The sequence below is a fragment of the Burkholderia sp. PAMC 28687 genome, assembly GCF_001577465.1.
Taxonomy (GTDB): domain Bacteria; phylum Pseudomonadota; class Gammaproteobacteria; order Burkholderiales; family Burkholderiaceae; genus Caballeronia.
Genome location: NZ_CP014507.1, coordinates 415,014 through 431,274 on the forward strand (window position 1 = coordinate 415,014; position 16,261 = coordinate 431,274).

The 16,261-nt window shown below is 61.2% G+C and carries 14 protein-coding genes; 3 read left to right on the forward strand and 11 right to left on the reverse strand.

Annotated elements, in window-relative coordinates; all coding sequences use genetic code 11:
• Positions 1-11: 11 nt before the first annotated feature.
• The 3 genes from AX768_RS24740 to AX768_RS24750 all read right to left on the reverse strand — a co-directional run bounded on the left by AX768_RS24740 (position 12) and on the right by AX768_RS24750 (position 4,540).
• On the reverse strand, positions 12-1,469 hold the full coding sequence (locus AX768_RS24740; RefSeq protein ID WP_062002757.1) for a zinc ribbon domain-containing protein: 1,458 nt from the start codon (positions 1,467-1,469) through the stop codon (positions 12-14).
• A 499-nt stretch (positions 1,470-1,968) separates the two neighbouring features.
• Positions 1,969-3,552 carry an aldehyde dehydrogenase (NADP(+)) gene (locus tag AX768_RS24745; protein WP_062002758.1) on the reverse strand — a complete coding sequence of 528 codons (1,584 nt, stop codon included), beginning with the start codon at positions 3,550-3,552 and terminating at the stop codon, positions 1,969-1,971.
• Between the two features lie 67 nt (positions 3,553-3,619).
• Positions 3,620-4,540: a dihydrodipicolinate synthase family protein gene (locus AX768_RS24750; RefSeq protein WP_062002759.1), complete on the reverse strand. Its 921-nt coding sequence runs from the start codon at positions 4,538-4,540 to the stop codon at positions 3,620-3,622.
• 118 nt (positions 4,541-4,658) lie between these two features.
• Between AX768_RS24750 and AX768_RS24755 the strand changes: the two genes are divergently transcribed.
• The 3 genes from AX768_RS24755 to AX768_RS24765 all read left to right on the forward strand — a co-directional run bounded on the left by AX768_RS24755 (position 4,659) and on the right by AX768_RS24765 (position 6,972).
• Positions 4,659-5,597 carry a LysR family transcriptional regulator gene (locus AX768_RS24755; protein WP_062002760.1) on the forward strand — a complete coding sequence of 313 codons (939 nt, stop codon included), beginning with the start codon at positions 4,659-4,661 and terminating at the stop codon, positions 5,595-5,597.
• Between the two features lie 166 nt (positions 5,598-5,763).
• Positions 5,764-6,666, forward strand: coding sequence for a hypothetical protein (locus AX768_RS24760; RefSeq protein WP_155524335.1), 903 nt, complete (start codon positions 5,764-5,766; stop codon positions 6,664-6,666).
• Positions 6,667-6,972: a hypothetical protein gene (locus AX768_RS24765; RefSeq protein WP_062002762.1), complete on the forward strand. Its 306-nt coding sequence runs from the start codon at positions 6,667-6,669 to the stop codon at positions 6,970-6,972.
• A gap of 18 nt (positions 6,973-6,990) precedes the next feature.
• On the opposite strand, the gene AX768_RS24770 is transcribed toward AX768_RS24765, so the two are convergent.
• The 8 genes from AX768_RS24770 to ahpC form a co-directional block, all read right to left on the reverse strand.
• Entirely contained in the window at positions 6,991-8,109 is a 1,119-nt protein-coding gene (locus AX768_RS24770) for an LLM class flavin-dependent oxidoreductase (RefSeq protein WP_062002763.1), read from the reverse strand.
• A 20-nt stretch (positions 8,110-8,129) separates the two neighbouring features.
• A complete protein-coding gene (locus tag AX768_RS24775) occupies positions 8,130-9,332 on the reverse strand; it encodes an acyl-CoA dehydrogenase family protein (protein WP_062002764.1) in 1,203 nt (400 codons plus the stop codon).
• A 10-nt stretch (positions 9,333-9,342) separates the two neighbouring features.
• Positions 9,343-10,278: an ABC transporter substrate-binding protein gene (locus AX768_RS24780; RefSeq protein ID WP_062002765.1), complete on the reverse strand. Its 936-nt coding sequence runs from the start codon at positions 10,276-10,278 to the stop codon at positions 9,343-9,345.
• Positions 10,279-10,409: 131 nt separating this feature from the next.
• A complete protein-coding gene (locus AX768_RS24785; RefSeq protein WP_062002766.1) occupies positions 10,410-11,999 on the reverse strand; it encodes a rhodanese homology domain-containing protein in 1,590 nt (529 codons plus the stop codon).
• Positions 12,000-12,060: 61 nt separating this feature from the next.
• Complete coding sequence (locus AX768_RS24790) at positions 12,061-13,137, reverse strand: LLM class flavin-dependent oxidoreductase (protein ID WP_062002767.1); 1,077 nt, start codon at positions 13,135-13,137, stop codon at positions 12,061-12,063.
• A gap of 172 nt (positions 13,138-13,309) precedes the next feature.
• Complete coding sequence (locus AX768_RS24795; protein WP_062002768.1) at positions 13,310-13,780, reverse strand: hypothetical protein; 471 nt, start codon at positions 13,778-13,780, stop codon at positions 13,310-13,312.
• 193 nt (positions 13,781-13,973) lie between these two features.
• Positions 13,974-15,563 (reverse strand): alkyl hydroperoxide reductase subunit F, encoded by a 1,590-nt coding sequence (gene ahpF / locus AX768_RS24800; RefSeq protein ID WP_062002769.1) that lies wholly within the window; start codon positions 15,561-15,563, stop codon positions 13,974-13,976.
• Positions 15,564-15,682: 119 nt separating this feature from the next.
• On the reverse strand, positions 15,683-16,246 hold the full coding sequence (gene ahpC / locus AX768_RS24805; protein WP_062002770.1) for an alkyl hydroperoxide reductase subunit C: 564 nt from the start codon (positions 16,244-16,246) through the stop codon (positions 15,683-15,685).
• Between the last annotated feature and the right edge of the window lie 15 nt (positions 16,247-16,261).

The following is a 16,261-nucleotide window of genomic DNA, read 5'->3' on the forward strand; positions in this document are numbered from 1 at the left end:
TTTCTTTCTGTCTATTGCGATGGCGGACGTTGTTTCGACGATCCTTTCGTCCAGCCGGATTCAAGGATTGCGCGCTCTTCGGCGTCGGCATCCATGGTGTTGCGGGCGATTGCTTTCGGCTGGGCCGTGCTTTGTGCGCTGTCTCCTGACGCGACGGTGCGGGTCGTGGGGGCGGTTGCAGAGTTGGTCGTGGCTGTGATCGAGGTCGCGGTCGCGGGAATGACCGCGGCGTGCGCGGCAACAGCTTCAGTGACCGGCGTGGTTTGATCACGCGCTGCGGCAGATGCGTCTGCCGCAGGCGTGCGCACGGCAGCAGGCGCCGCTGGCGATGCCGCGCGCACAACCGGTGTCCCGGGGCCGTCGGGCATCGGAATGAACGACGACGTCGATGTTGCCGCTTGAGGCGCTGCAATGGCCGACGATGTCAGCGGCGCGTGCGATCCCGTGCTCACGCGTGTCGAGTCGGATGCGACCGGCGCCAGTTGCGTTGGCGCCGGCATGACCGGTATTGAGCGCGGCTGTTCAGCGGGCACGGATGCAATCCGTCGCACGGGCGGCGTTACCGTTGCAACAGGCGCCGTGGCGTTCGGCTTCGGTGCGACATGAGCCATCGCAGGCGGCGTCTTGTTCAACCAGCCGGAACGCGTGATTGCATGCTCCACGAGCGTTTGCGCTTCGACGTTGCTTGCATCGATAGCGAGTACATCACGCGCATTCTGGCGCACGCATACCCATGAGCCGGTCGCTTCGCAGCCGCGCGCCATTTGCAGGAGGTTGTCGCGCGTGCGCTCCAGACCCACGAGTTCTGACTGCGTCCGCTGAATATTGCCCGCGCTCAATTGCGCGGCCGGAATCTTCGAAAAACGGCGGCGCGCGGTGGTGAGATCGCCGCGCTCGATGGCATCGCGGGCAGCCTGCAGATTGTCGATCACTGCAGCCGGTGTAGCGGGGACACGGGCGGTCGTATCCGCGACGATGGCCGTCGCAACGACCGGTGCCTGCACTGCCGGCTTCTCCGGCGCCACCGCGGCCGAGTGGATGACAGGCGCGGAGGCACCGAGCGCGGCTTTCATATCGATGGCGCCATACGCACTGTGACCGGCCGGCGTTCCGGAAATTGCGCCTTCATGTTCGCCGGATTGCGAATAGATCACCCCGCCGGCGATCAACGCCAGCATGATCGCGCCGAGCGTGACGCTCTTCGAGTTGTCCCAGCGCTGCTCGCCGGTTCCCGCGAACTCGGCTTCTTCAGGCAGGCTCGGATACGGCGACGGCGCAGCCAGCGATCCGCGGCGCGCGGCGAACGGCAGACGCAGTCCGCCTGCGAGCGCCGAGGTGTTTGCGCCCGCGAGCGAACCGCCGTGATCGGCGCCGCAATGCGGACACGTATCGGCGTCACCCAGGATGGCGTTGCCGCAACGCATGCACGTCACGGTTTCGGCAGACGATGGAAACAAAAGACGGGCCATGCGAAAAACCTCCCGGGACACAAGGGCTGTCCATACCACTTGCGCGTCCGGTTAATTCAGACGAATCGATGCTCGTATGAGGAATTGCTTCGGACTCCCTAGGCCGGACATGCTTGACGGGAGCGGAACCAATATGTGACATCTGCGCGACGCAGTCAACACATGGTCCGCCGCGCCACGGGCGTGTTTTTGATGTCCAGATGAAGCAGGTAATCGCCTGCACTGGCTTTGTCGGCCAACGTGCCTCGCGGCATGTAAAAGCGACCTGTGGTTTCGTCGGCCACGAGCTAGGTTCTGTCCGAATACACCGCTAGAAGAAGGCCCATTGCGTTGCTTGAACCGCAATTGTGCGGCGTAAAAGTGATTAATTTTTTTGCGTGTTTACACGAATGCCGCGATTGGCCGGGCAGCCAATGTGCATTCAATAGGAGGGATTGTTTGGTATGAAGCGATAGCGAGGCGGCCGTCAGACTGCCGCCTCGAAACAAGACAGGGAATTTTACTTGCCCAACTGCAGCTTGCCATCCATACGACGATTCAGCCCAAGCGGATTGTCCGTCTTGAGTGCATCGGGCAGCAGCGCGTCAGGCAGATCCTGATAACTCACCGGACGCAGGAAACGATCGATGGCGAGGCTTCCGACCGACGTCGAACGTCCATCAGCGGTAGAGGGGAACGGGCCGCCATGGACCATTGCGTGGCCCACTTCAACGCCTGTGCCGAAACCGTTCACAAGGATGCGTCCCGTACGGCGTTCGAGTGCCGGCAGCACCTTGCGGGCCTCGGTGTAATCGGCTTCATCGATATGCAGCGCCGCCGTCAACTGACCTTCCATCTCTTCGATCAGATCGAGCATCGTGCCGAGATCCGGGCAGCGCACGATCAGCGAAGCCGCGCCGAAGATCTCTTCCTGCAACTCTGCGTTGGCGCGGAACGCCTCGGCGGTCGTCGAGAACAACGCGGCCTGACCTTGCGTCCCGCCCTTGGCTTCGGCGCCGCGTGCGAGCGTCTTGACGTCGCTGTGTTCGGCCGTCTTGCTGAGCGCCGATACATACGCCTTGTGGATGCCCGGCGTCAGCATGGTTGCAGCCGGAATGTCGCTCAATGCGGCCGACGTCGCTGCAATGAAGGCGTCGAGGTCGGGGCCGTCGACTGCGAGCACCAGTCCCGGGTTCGTGCAGAACTGGCCCGCACCCAGTGCCAGCGAACTGGCGAACGCCTTGCCGATCGCCGCACCGCGATTCTTCAGCGCGTTCGGGAACAGCAGGACCGGGTTGATGCTGCTCATTTCCGCGTAGACGGGGATCGGTTCACGACGCGCAGCCGCGAGCTTCATCAGCGCCGTGCCGCCTCCGCGCGAACCCGTGAATCCCACCGCCTTGATGCGCCGATCCGATACCAGGCCCTGACCGACGTCACGACCGCTATCGAAGAGGAGCGAGAACGTGCCTTCCGGCAAGCCGCAATCCGCGACCGCTTTTTGCACGGCTGCGCCGACCAGCGCCGACGTACCCGGATGCGCCGAATGCGCCTTGGCGATCACCGGGCAACCTGCGGCGAACGCAGAGGCGGTGTCACCACCCGCCACCGAAAACGCCAGCGGAAAATTGCTCGCACCGAACACGGCGACCGGGCCGAGCGGCACATAACGCAGACGCAGATCGACGCGCGGCAGCGGCTGACGCTGCGGCTGCGCCGGATCGATACGCACGCCGAGGAAATCCCCTTCGCGCACGACTGCTGCGAACATGCGCAACTGGCCGACGGTCCGGCCGCGCTCGCCTTCGATGCGTCCACGCGGCAGACCGCTTTCGGCGACACACCGCTCGATCAGCACATCGCCGATATCGAGAATGTTCTGCGCGATCGTTTCGAGAAACCTGGCGCGCGTTTCAAGCGGCAGCTCGCGATACACATCCGATGCCGCCCACGCGAGCGCGCATGCCTGCTCGAGTTGCGCAAGCGTTGCGCCGCCGAAGGCCGGGGCGAGCTGCTCGCCGGTGGCTGCATCGACGCCCTTGATCGAGCCGTTGGTGCCGGGAACACTCTGTTTGCCGATCAGCAGATTGCTGGAGATTTCCATGATGGTTCGAATCCTTGGATGGTGTCAGGTGTAGTGAAGCGAATAGGGATGCGTTACTTGGGTTGCGCTACTTGCCCCAGCTCAGCACGAGCGGGTCGAGGCGCCGCGCCACTTTCAGCAAGCCTTCGCGCGTGGCGGGGTGCATCGGCGCGAAGGGGTGACGGGTCGTGTCCGAACGGATCACGCCGCCTTCCATCATCAGCGCCTTGCAAGCCGCGAGGCCGCACTGGCGGTTTTCGTAATTGATCAGCGGCAGCCAGTGTTCGTAAAGATCGGCGGCGCGTTCCGTGTCGCCGGCGGTGTAGGCATCGACGATCTTGCGGATGCCGTCCGGATAACCGCCGCCAGTCATGGCGCCGGTCGCACCTGCATCGAAATCCGGAATCAACGTGATCGCTTCCTCGCCGTCCCACGGACCGACTACAGCGTCGCCGCCGAGTTCGATCAGTTCGCGCAGCTTCGACGCTGCCTGCGCCGTCTCTATCTTGAAGTACGACACGTTCGCCACTTCCTTCGCGAGCTTGGCGAGAAACGGCGCGGACAGCGGGGTGCCCGCGACCGGCGCGTCCTGGATCATGATCGGGATATCGATGGCGTCCGAGACCCGGGCAAAGAACTCATAGACGCCGCGTTCGCCCACGCGGACGGTCGCGCCGTGATACGGCGGCATGACCATGACCATCGCGGCGCCCGCGTCCTGCGCGGCCCGGCTGCGGGCGGCGCACACGTCGCTGCTGAAATGCGTGGTCGTCACGATCACCGGCACGCGGCCCGCCACGTGATCCAGCACAGTTTTCTGGACGACCGAGCGTTCGTCGTCGGTGAGAGCGAATTGCTCGGAGAAATTGGCGAGGATGCACAGGCCATGCGATCCGGCATCGATCATGAAATCGATCGCGCGTCGCTGGCCGTTCAGGTCGAGGCGCCCGGCGGCGTCGAAGATGGTTGGCGCGACCGGGAACACGCCGCGGTAGATCGGTTGGGTCATGGAAGTCTCCAATTTTGATTTGGGGCCACTATAGGGCGAGCTTGCAGGCGATGTATAGTGAAACCTTTCCATCTCGTGATCGCTTTTGCGACTCGCCCGAAAGCGCAGCACTTAGACCATGAAATCGACGCTGGACGTATTGATGAGCCGCTTGCGCATGAAGCAGCTTCAGTTGCTCATCGCCCTTGACGATCACAAGTCGCTGCACAAGGCATCCAGCGCGATGTCGATGACTCAGTCCGCCGCCAGCAAGGCGCTCGCCGAGCTTGAATCCATGCTTGAAGGGCCGTTGTTCGAGCGCGCGAAGAAGGGGCTCGTGCCGAACCAGTTCGGCCATTGCGTGATCCGCTACGCACGGCTTCTGGCAGCCGATCTGACCGCGTTATGCCAGGAAGTCGCGGACATCCGTTCCGGGACGGGCGGCAGACTGGCGGTGGGCGCGATCATGGGCTCGGTGCCGGATCTCGTCGTGCCGATCCTGAATGGTTTGCAGGAGAGCAACCCGGGGTTATCGATAGAAATCGTCGAAGACACAAGTGCGCGCATGTTGTCGATGCTCGACGAAGGCCGTCTGGATCTCGTGGTCGGTCGGTCGATTGTCAGTGATGAGCCGTCGAAGTATCACTATCAGCCGCTGGGGGACGAGCCGTTGTCGGTGGTGGTGGGTTACGACCACCCGCCGTTTCCCCCCCATGAGCTGAGTTTTGCGGATCTTGCGGGGCACCGATGGGTGACTTATCCGAGCTCCATGCCGATGCAGGCCATGCTTGCACGAGAGATGGACCTTGCGGGCGCGCAAGTGCCGATGAGTGCGATTTCGACGGCATCGACGTTTGTGACGGTTGCGCTGTTGCAATGCAGTGCGGATCTGGTTTCGGTGTTGCCGGCCGGCGTGGCGAGGCTTTTTTGCAAGCATCGGATGCTGCGGACCGTGCCGATAGATTTCAAGTCGAGGTCGCAGACCTTTGGGATCGTGACGAGGAGGGTCGGGGTGTTGTCGCCGATGGGGCGGCTGTTTGTGGAGATGGCGGTGGGGAGGGGGGTGGAAGAGGCTTAGCGGTTGGGCTTTAGAGGCACGGTGGCAAGCAAAGCCGCAGCGTTGCTGCATAACTTTTGGAGCAAACGTCTGGGCAAGTTACCGTCCGTGCACCTGTCTTTTATTGAGATGGGCGCGTGCAAAAGTGCGTTAGCGTAGGGGCGTTTCAACAACAAAATCAAACAGGATGACAACCGAATTAATGCGGTATGAAGGCCATCGGTTCTTACTCTATAGACGATGGAATTACGCGCCGCACGGCAGAACCGAAGAGCAGCAAGAAGCAATTGACGCCGGCCAAGCCTTATTCAAGGCCGCGAATCTGGAACATTGGGCGAGCCAGCCGGAGCTCGTCGAGCGTATCCAGATCTTTCTTCGGAATGCGGTTCCCTCCTACTGTCCGAGTCCCTTCGGCACTAGCCCGCGCGACGTGATTAAAGCGTTGTGCTGGGAGGTGCGAAACGGCGCGGTGGTGATCGTGCGGGCCAAGCCCGCCTATATCGCACATGACGGCTTTGTCCAGGCGCTTACCGAAGACGAAAGGTATCGGCGCGAAATGGCGGATATGGCCGAACGCGGCGCGATCTTCGAAGCCCGGACGAAAGCGTATAGAGAGGAATTGGCGGAGTATCACCAACAAGTAGAGGACGCCGAGCGCGCAGCGCGCCCGCCGCAAGTGTTCCGGCACATTGAAACCATCGCGGAGGCGGCAGCGCGAAACCGGGCGGCGTGGGCGGCGCGTGATGCACTTGCCGCGCTTGCATCGACGGCGGCGTCTGCCGTTGCGGCTTCGTTGCCGTCGATGGATAAAGGCGTTTTCGAACTGGGCAATGTGTCGGAGGTTGGCACGGGCACCACGCCGTTAAGCGACGCCGTGCCGTTCAAATACTCGCCGAGCGAGTCGGGCAGCGATCTTTTATCGATAGCCGCGCGCGGCGTCAGTGAGTCGCACGAAGCGGAATGCCATACGATGTACGAGTTTGAATTAGACCAATGCGAATTCACGCGCGCGATATATAACGATCCACGCAGCTATGCATTGTGCAAGCAACACGCTTTCGCGAATTACCAAACTTGCCGAGGTTACTAGATGATGCCATTTCAATACCTGCTTACCGAGTACGACCCTGATACGAAAACACTTCGGCAGTTCTGGTTGTCGGCGAGCGCACTCGATAACGTTAGTAACGTCCAGAAGCGCCCATTTCTGGAAATCCCGGTGAACAATGAAACTCCTCTGGACGACGAATCGGCGCGGCGCGTCGGGGCATCTGTTTTAATGTCGCTTGTTTCGCAATATCCGGAACTGCGCCCGCTCGCATTGGTAACCGACGGACATGGACGCAGGTTGATAGACGCGGCGGACGGCCGAAAATCCGAAGATACAAGCGATTGATGCATCGGCCCTTACAGGTCAGCCCTGAGCCGTTTCAAGTTCTCTTGCCCGGCTCTTGCTATCTTCCTTCGCCACAACTGCGTGCACGACCGGCAGCAGGTCACGTCCATAAGCTAGCGCATCTTCGAGCGGATCGAAGCCGCGAATCAGGAACGTCGAAATCCCGAGCCGGTAATACTCGATCAATGCTTCCGTCACTTGTTCCGGCGTACCCACCAGCGAAGTCGAATTGCCCGCAGCCTTCGTCAGCGCAGCAATGCCCGTCCACAACCGCTTGTCCACGACGCTGCCTTTTGCCGCTTCAGCGAGCAGACGTTGCGAACCGACGTTCTTCGGCTCGCTCGGACGGCGCGTGAAATTGGGGTTGCTGGTCACCACTTGCTTCGCCCGCTCGAGAATCGATTCCGCGCGTGCCCACGCGGCATCTTCTGTAGCAGCGACGATCGGCCGCAGCGACAAGCTGAACCGGATTGCATGCTCGCGTCCATAAGGCCGGGCCGCTGCGCGCACGCGTTCGATGGTCTCCGCGACCTGCGCAAGCGATTCGCCCCAGAGCGCAAAGACATCGGCATGCTTGCCCGCGACCTGAATGGCCGCGTCCGACGATCCGCCGAAATACACCGGCAAATGCGGCTTCTGCACCGGGCGGATCAACGAGCGATGTCCGCGCACTTTGTAGAACTCACCGTCGTGATCGAAGGGCTTTTCGCTGGTCCACGATTGCTTGACGACATCGAGGTATTCATCGGTGCGTTTGTATCGGTCGTCATGTTCGAGGAAATCGCCGTCGCGTTGTTGTTCCGTGTCGTCGCCGCCGGAAATGATATGCACCGCGGTACGTCCCGCACTGAAATGATCGAGCGTGGTAAGCTGGCGCGCCGCCAGCGTCGGCGCAACAAAGCCCGGCCGATGTGCGAGCAGGATTCCAAGGCGCCTCGTCTGCTGCGCCACGAACGATGCAATCTGGAAGCCATCGGGCGATGCGCTCGAATGCGCGATCAGCACGCGATCGAAGCCGCCATACTCATGCGCCTGGGCAACCGCCGCGATGTACGGCGGATTGACAGCGGGACCTTGCGGCAAGTGAATCTCGCTCGATTCCTGATGGCTGACATAGCCGATGAATTCAACGCTCATGATGGTGTTTCCTCAAAAAATTATGGAAGCGTGGCGAATGCGGCACGGCCGAGGGCGCCCAGCAGTGCGTCGTTTTGTGGCGTATGAATGCGCGAGCAAAGCACGTCGCGATGATGCCGTTCGAGCGCGTTGTTGCGGCTCAAACCCGGATTGCCGCTGGCCTCCACGGCAATCTCGACTGCGTTAATGGCGTTTTGCGTGACGAGAAATTTGATGGCAGGCGCTTCGTGCAGTGGCACGCGGCCTTGCGCGCCGGCATCGAGCAGCACGCGATTGTTGAGCAGCAACGCGTCGATGCGTCCCAGCGTCTGCTGGAAGCTGCCAAGACTCGACAACGGCGCGCCGAGGTTCGCCGGCGTGCGATCTGCAGCCCAATGCGCGAACCAGTCGCGCGCGGAGCGGGCAACGGCGTCATAGATGGATGAAAGCAACACGTTCATCCATAGCGTAGTGAGCGGATCCATGCCGGCGACATTGGCCTCGGGCAGATTCAGATCGACGGCCTGCGCTGCGGGAACTCGCACGTTTTCGAAGATCACTTCATGGCTGCCGGTCGCGCGCATGCCGAGATGATTCCACGGCTCGCCGAAACGAATCCCCGGCGTATCGCGATGCACGAGGAACGTGCCGACGCGCGGAGCGGGTTCGTCGGTGCGGCCCCATACGGCGAACCATGTCAGGCCCGGACTTCCTGTTGAATAGATCTTGCTGCCGTTGAGGATCCACGCATCGCCGGATTCATTCAGGCGTCCGATGGTTCCCGGCAAGCCGCCACGCGATGGCGAACCGAGTTTCGGTTCAACGCGCAGCGAATTGATGAGCGCGCCATTCTCCACGGCGTCGCGCGCGACCTGTTCTTTGAGCGTCCGAGGCCAGTTCGGATTGGCCTGCAAACGCAAATGGTAAAGCGATTGCATGACCAGGATCAGCGCGGTCGACGGCTCGCCACGCGCCACGGCGTGGATCACCTTGCGTACTTGCGGCAGCGTTGCTTCGCGGCCACCGAGTGCACGCGGTACGGTCAACGCAAGTAGCCCCGCGCTTCGAAGGAGCGCGAGGTTGTCGTGCGGGAAGATCGCATCGTGATCGAGCGTGCCGGCCGTTGCCGCGAACTCCTGCGTGAGCAAGGCAAGCCATTTGTCGGCGGCGGCGCTGTCGAGGTCGGCGAGGGCGTCCAGCGCGGCTGGATCTTGAAGGTGGGTGTCCGGGTGCCGTACGGTCATGGGAAATCCGTTAGTGCGCGGTGAATTGAGGATCGAAGCTCGGGGTGACATCGAGCGTCGTCTTGATCACGCCCGCGCGGACGTACACGTCAGCAGTGCGCTGCTGTTCGGCGATCACGGCTTTATCGATGGAGATGGGCTTCAACTGCGCGCGCTGGTACACGACCTTGAGGACATCGACAGGCAGGTGCGTGACACGCGACTGGATCGCCGCGACTTCGTCCGGATGCGTCAACGCCCAGCGCTGACCTTCTGCCACGCGATGCACGAAGTCATCGATCTGCGCGCGTTTGGTTGCGAGCGATGCATCGGTTGCAGCCTGGAAACTCAGCCCCGATGACAGACCCACGCCGTTCGCCACGCTGCGATTCTTGTCACGCAATTCGCCGAGCGCAACGTAAGGGTCCCATGTGGACCACGCATCGACGTTGCCCGATTCCAGCGCCGACTTCGCATCGGCAGGTTGCGTGTATTGGAGGGTGACATCGGAGAGCCTGATGCCCGCGCGTTCGAGCGTGGCAACAACGAGATAATGGCCGATCGAACCGCGCGTGGTCGCGATGCGCTTGCCCTTCAGGTCGGCCGCGCTTTTGATGGATGACCCTTCCGGCACGAGGATCGCAAGATCGACGGGCGTCGACCGGGTAGCGGCCACTGCACGAACGCGCGCGCCTGCGGCGTAGGCGAAGATCAAGGGGGCATCGCCGAGTCCGCCTACATCGATTGCGCCTGCGTTCAAAGCCTCACCTAGTGGCTGGGCAGCGGGAAAGTTGAACCACTCGATCTTGTACGGGACGTCTTTCAACTGACCCGATGCTTCCAGGATGCCGCGCGTTTGCAACTGCTGGTCGCCGACTTTCAAAACAGTTTCAGCATTCGATGCAAGCGGCCAGAGTGCTGTGAATGCAGTCAGCGCGGCGATCGACAGGAGACTGCGTCGTTTCATGAATCATCCATGCAAAAGAAAAGATTCACGATACGGACCGCCGCGACATTAGACAAACGCATTGTTCTGCTTTGCTAATCGTCGAGATTGGAATGAAGCGCGCTCGGCCCGCACGCGTCATTCCGCTGGCGTTAGATCACAAAAAAGCCGTGCGTGCCATCGCGTTCCAACTGGGCGACGAGACCGTATTCCCATTCGAGGTACGCGTTCATTGCGTCATGTGGCGCGTCGGTGCCTTCATAAGGCCGCCTGTATCTGTCGATACGGGGTGACGCCAGATGCGTCTCGCCTTTTTCGAGCGGCAAGCCGGCCGCAATCCACGACGCTGTACCGCCTTCGAGCAACAACACGGGCTTGCCGGTCAGCGCCGCGACATCGGGTCCGGCAAACGCGGCCAGCGCGCTCGACGCGCACGTGACCACATATTGCTTCGCGTCGGGTAATGCGGGCAGGTCCTCGGGCAGGCGCGAGCGGACGGCCCACCATGCGCCGGGGATATGCCCCTTCACATGATTGGCGCTCGCCGTGAAGTCGAGCACGATCGTCCGGCTCGCTGACTCGTCGAGCACCGCAGCGAGGTCTTTTGCGGTGATCGTTGGGAGCGGCGAAGGTTGCGCCTTCGCGCCGCGCCACGGACCCCGTTCAGTTAGCGCAGCGTTGCTTGAATCGTCAATGACATGAACGTCGTTGTTCATCTGCGCGAGCCACGATGCCGTCATGTTGGCGCGTACGCCGTCGTCATCGAAGAGCACGATGCGCGCGCCGCGAACCGGTGCGAACATCTCGGTTTCCTGCACGAGCTGGCCGCCCGGCGCGCCCTGAAAACCTGCAGCATGCGCATGCTCGTATTCGGCGGGCGTGCGCACATCGAAGCGATACGTCGTGCGTGTCGGATCTTCCGCCCAGCTTTGAGCGTCCGCAAAAGTCGTGCGCTTCACGCCTGCGCGATCTGCCACCGAACGTGCAGATTTGCGCGATGCATCGTCGGCGCGGCCATCATCGATAGCGAACTGATTGGCGCTGCCATGTGCGAGCGTCTGCCCTGCAAGCAACCAGCCGATCGTGCCATTGCGCAGAGCCGATACCGGGTTCGGCAGTCCTGCGTTCACGAGCGACTGCGTGCCGATGATGCTGCGCGTACGCCCCGCGCAATTCACGATCACGCGTGTATTCGGATCGGGCGCAAGCGCGCGGGCGCGCAACACCAGTTCGGCGCCCGGCACGCTGATGCTGCCGGGAATGTTCATCGTCTGGTATTCGTCGTAGCGGCGCGCGTCGAGCACGACCACGTCTTCGCCGCTTTTCAGCAACGCATCGACTGCTTCCGCCGATAACGCCGGCGTATGCTGCTTCGCTTCCACGAATTCGCCGAATGCCTTGCTTGGCACGTTGACGTCGCGGAATACTTCGCCCCCTGCGCGTTCCCAACCTTTCAGGCCGCCATCGAAAACGGAAACTTCGGAAAACCCGAGCGCTTCAAAACGGTTTGCTGCGCGTTGCGCGAGACCTTCGCCGTCATCGATAAGAACGATCGGCACGCTCTTGCGCGGCAGCTTGGTCAGCGCATCGAGTTCGATTTTCGACAGCGGCAGGTTGGCCGCAAAGAGCGGATGACGCTGTGCGTGCGGATCTTCTTCGCGTACATCGAGAAAGGCGATTTCGCGTTTGGAAAGCAGGGCGTCGCGCACGTCGTCGAAACTGCGCAGGGGGGTGTCGCTCATGAATGAAGTCGTTCCTTCGGGAGGTTCGAAAACGGGTGATGTAGCCGGAAGCGGGGACGCCTCAAGCTGCGTGCGCAACACGCGATGTCAGTTCGCGCGTGAGCGGAATCAGTTCGCGGCCATAGTCGAGCGCGTCTTCGAGCGGATCGAAGCCGCGAATGAGGAAGGTGGTGACGCCGAGAGCGTGATACTCGGCCAGTGTCTCGGCGACTTGCGAAGGCGTGCCTACGAGCGCCGTTGAATTCGAACGTCCGCCGATCTCTTTTGCCACGCCGGTCCAGAGCCGGTCATCGGCACGCACGCCGTCGCCCGCTGCCGCAAGCAGGCGCCGTGCGCCTTCGCTTTGCTGAGGCGTCGCTTCGCCCAGGCCTTGTTCGGCACGCAGCCGCCGTGTCTCCGCAAGGATATGTTCCGCACGTTCCCACGCGGCCTTTTCGGTTGCTGCAAGAATCGGCCGGAACGATACCGAGAAGCGCACGTTGCGTCCGTGTTTGGCCGCTTCCGCGCGAACCCGTGTCACCTGTTCGTGAACCTGCTCCTTCGATTCACCCCAAAGTGCGTAGACGTCTGCGTGCTTGCCCGCGACTTCGATCGCCGGCGCCGATGCACCGCCGAAGTAGATCGGCACGTAAGGCGCCTGCCTTGGCTTGACTTCGGAGAATGCTTGTTCGAAGCGGTAATAGCGGCCTTCATGATCGAACGGTTCCGATTCGGTCCACACGCGGCGCAGGATTTGGAGATATTCGTCGGTGCGCGCGTAGCGTTCGTCGTGCGAAAGAAAATCGCCGTCGCGACGTTGTTCAATATCGCTGCCACCCGAAATGAAGTGGACCGCGAGCCGCCCGCCGCTCAACTGGTCGAGCGTGGCGAGTTGCCGTGCGGCGAGCGTCGGCGCGACGAAACCCGGCCGGTGCGCGAGCATGAAATGGATGCGCTCCGTGACGCCGGCCGCGTAGGCGACGGTCAGCATGGCGTCGGGGCTTGTGGATTGATAGAGCACGAGAATGCGGTCGAAGCCGGCTTTTTCGTGCGCCTGGGCAAAGTCGCGCGTGTAGTCGATATCGATAGCCGGGCCACGCGCCAAGTGTGTTTCCGAGACCTTCTGCTGCTGGATCATGCCGATGAATTCGACGCTCACGAACGCTGCTCCTCGTTTAATTACACTGTGAGGCAGTGCGCGAAGAAATGCTTCATGACGCCTGCCGATTGCCTTGAAGGCTAACATCGGCATATGCAGATCTTAAATATCGATACGAGCTAAACATATCGGAAAGGAGGGGTTGGAGGCGCGCTTTCAACACCCCCGCACTTCACTTCGCCCCCTTCCCCGAACCCGATCTCGCGCTCGCCGGCGAGCGTGCTTTCCATCGAATGGTGGTCTCGCTGCCGACGACCTCATCCATCGCCGATGCAATCAATTCGACGCGTTCTTCGCGCGTAAAACTCGAATACGCGACGCCATCCACCACCCCGTGTTTCTTGAGCAAATGAATTGCGGCCGACCGGTTCGCTTTTTCCAGCTCCAGATCTTCCTGCGCCTGCATCAACGCCGCGGTCAGGCTCGCCACCGCCGCTTTCTCCTGCGAGACATCGAATTGCATGAGATCCATTTTGACCTGAAGCTCGGGCGCGCTCGCCGAGACCCGGGTTTTCAATTGCGCCAGTTCGCGGCGTAACGCGCTTTCCCGCTCGAGTGTGCGTTCGAGTCTTTGCGTTACAGCGGGATTCGAACGCGCGCCGCCGCGAAAAAAGGTGGAAAAGGTGTGATCCAGGATTCCCATGACGGTTGACCTCGAGGAAGATGGTTGTCAGCTCCCGATATCAACGGCAAGCAAAAAGAAAACTTTAGCTTTTCATCAGACGATTAAAAGGGATAAAACAAAACGCCCGATAGTCGATTGCATCGCGATTATCGGGCGTTCCTTTCAAGCGTGTTGCTAGCGGATTAAATTCCCGCCGGCAAGAAAATTAAATTCAAGCGACTGCTTCTTCCGCGCCAACTTCAACTTCTTCCGATACCGAATTGCGGATCAAATAATCGAATGCGCTCAGCGACGCCTTTGCGCCTTCGCCCACCGCAATCACGATCTGCTTGTACGGCACGGTGGTGACGTCGCCGGCAGCAAACACGCCCGGCACCGACGTTGCGCCCTTCGCATCGACCACGATTTCACCGTGACGCGACAGCTCGACCGTGCCCTTGAGCCATTCGGTATTCGGCACGAGGCCGATCTGCACGAACACACCTTCCAGCTCGATGTGCTTCGCTTCACCCGAACGCAGATCCTTGTACGAAAGACCGTTGACCTTCTTGCCGTCGCCGGTGACTTCCGTGGTCTGCGCTTGCGTGATGATCGTCACGTTCTTCATGCTGCGAAGCTTGCGCTGCAAGACGGCATCGGCACGCAACTCTGCGCCGAATTCGATCAGCGTCACGGCGCTGACAATACCCGCCAGGTCGATCGCCGCTTCCACGCCGGAATTACCGCCGCCGATCACCGCTACGCGCTTGCCCTTGAAGAGAGGACCGTCGCAATGCGGGCAATAGGCCACGCCGTGATTGCGATATTCCTTCTCACCCGGCACGTTGATTTCGCGCCACCGGGCACCGGTTGCCAGCACGATCGTCTTCGCTTTCAGCACTGCTCCGTTGGCGAGGCGCACTTCGTGGATCGTTCCCGGCACGAGCGCTTCGGCACGCTGCACGTCCATGATGTCCACTTCGTAGCTCTTGACGTGCTGTTCCAGCGCCGTCGCGAACTGCGGTCCTTCTGTCTCTTTCACCGAGACAAAATTTTCGATGGCGAGCGTATCCAGCACCTGGCCGCCGAAGCGTTCGGCCGCAACGCCCGTCGAGATGCCCTTGCGCGCCGCGTAGATTGCGGCAGCCGCACCGGCAGGTCCGCCGCCGACGATCAGCACGTCGAACGTGCCTTTACCTTCGATTTCCTTTGCAGCCCGCGCGCCAGCGTTGCTGTCGAGCTTGGCGAGGATTTCCTTCACGCCGGTGCGGCCCTGGCCGAACACTTCGCCGTTCATGTAAACGGTCGGCACGGCCATGATCTGGCGCTTCTCGACTTCGTCCTGGAACAACGCGCCGTCGATGGTGACCTGGCGAATGCGCGGGTTGATGAGCGCCATCACGTTCAGCGCCTGCACGACTTCCGGGCAGTTCTGGCATGACAACGAGATATACGTTTCAAACTGATAGTCGCCGTCGAGCGAGCGGATCTGTTCGATCACGGCGTCGTCGAGCTTGACCGGGTGGCCGCCGGTTTGCAGCAGCGCCAGCACGAGCGAGGTGAATTCATGGCCCATCGGAATGCCTGCGAAGCGGATGCCCGTAGGCTTGCCCGGTTCGCCAATGGAAAACGACGGCTTGCGCTGGTCGTCGTCACGCGTTTCGATCACCGCAATGCGGTCCGACAGCGTGGCGATTTCCTGGAGCAGGTCTTTCAATTCGACCGACTTCGGGGAGTCATCGAGGGAAGCGACGATCTCGATCGGCCGGCTGACCTTTTCCAGATACGCTTTCAACTGAGTCTTGAGGTTGGCTTCCAGCATGGCGGTTTCGAGTCCGTTTAAAGATGATTTTTGTTCGGGAGACGTGCTGACAGACATCCGGGCCGCGAACGGCCCGGACAATACAGCGCTATACAACTATTTCTTGAGCTTGAAGCCGCTTAGATCTTGCCGATCAAGTCGAGCGACGGCGTCAGCGTTTCTGCGCCCGGCGTCCACTTGGCGGGGCAGACTTCACCCGGATGCGACGCAATGTATTGCGCCGCCTGGACCTTGCGCAGCAACTCGCCGGCGTCACGGCCAATGCCGTTGTCATGGATTTCGCACAGCTTGATCTCGCCTTCCGGGTTGATCACAAACGTGCCGCGCAGAGCCATGCCTTCTTCCTCGATCAGCACGTCGAAGTTGCGCGAGATCGTCAGCGTCGGATCGGCGATCATCGGGTATTCGATCTTGCCGATCGTGTCCGACGTATCGTGCCATGCCTTGTGCGTGAAGTGGGTGTCAGTCGACACGCCGTAGATTTCCACGCCGAGCTTCTTGAATTCAGCGTAACGGTCGGCCAGATCGCCGAGTTCCGTCGGGCAAACGAACGTGAAGTCAGCCGGGTAGAACACCAGGACGGACCACTTGCCTTTCAGGCTTTCGTCGGTAACCGGCACGAAATCGCCATTGTGGTAGGCAGTTGCCTTGAACGGTTTAACCTGGCTGTTGATGATCGGCATTGCGTAAGTCCTTGT

Coding starts and splice junctions, on each gene's coding strand:
- AX768_RS24740 (WP_062002757.1), bottom strand. CDS start 1,469: ATGGCCCGTCTTTTGTTTCCATCGTCTGCCGAAACCGTGACGTGCATG.
- AX768_RS24745 (WP_062002758.1), bottom strand. CDS start 3,552: ATGGAAATCTCCAGCAATCTGCTGATCGGCAAACAGAGTGTTCCCGGC.
- AX768_RS24750 (WP_062002759.1), bottom strand. CDS start 4,540: ATGACCCAACCGATCTACCGCGGCGTGTTCCCGGTCGCGCCAACCATC.
- AX768_RS24755 (WP_062002760.1), top strand. CDS start 4,659: ATGAAATCGACGCTGGACGTATTGATGAGCCGCTTGCGCATGAAGCAG.
- AX768_RS24760 (WP_155524335.1), top strand. CDS start 5,764: ATGACAACCGAATTAATGCGGTATGAAGGCCATCGGTTCTTACTCTAT.
- AX768_RS24765 (WP_062002762.1), top strand. CDS start 6,667: ATGATGCCATTTCAATACCTGCTTACCGAGTACGACCCTGATACGAAA.
- AX768_RS24770 (WP_062002763.1), bottom strand. CDS start 8,109: ATGAGCGTTGAATTCATCGGCTATGTCAGCCATCAGGAATCGAGCGAG.
- AX768_RS24775 (WP_062002764.1), bottom strand. CDS start 9,332: ATGACCGTACGGCACCCGGACACCCACCTTCAAGATCCAGCCGCGCTG.
- AX768_RS24780 (WP_062002765.1), bottom strand. CDS start 10,278: ATGAAACGACGCAGTCTCCTGTCGATCGCCGCGCTGACTGCATTCACA.
- AX768_RS24785 (WP_062002766.1), bottom strand. CDS start 11,999: ATGAGCGACACCCCCCTGCGCAGTTTCGACGACGTGCGCGACGCCCTG.
- AX768_RS24795 (WP_062002768.1), bottom strand. CDS start 13,780: ATGGGAATCCTGGATCACACCTTTTCCACCTTTTTTCGCGGCGGCGCG.
- ahpF (WP_062002769.1), bottom strand. CDS start 15,563: ATGCTGGAAGCCAACCTCAAGACTCAGTTGAAAGCGTATCTGGAAAAG.
- ahpC (WP_062002770.1), bottom strand. CDS start 16,246: ATGCCGATCATCAACAGCCAGGTTAAACCGTTCAAGGCAACTGCCTAC.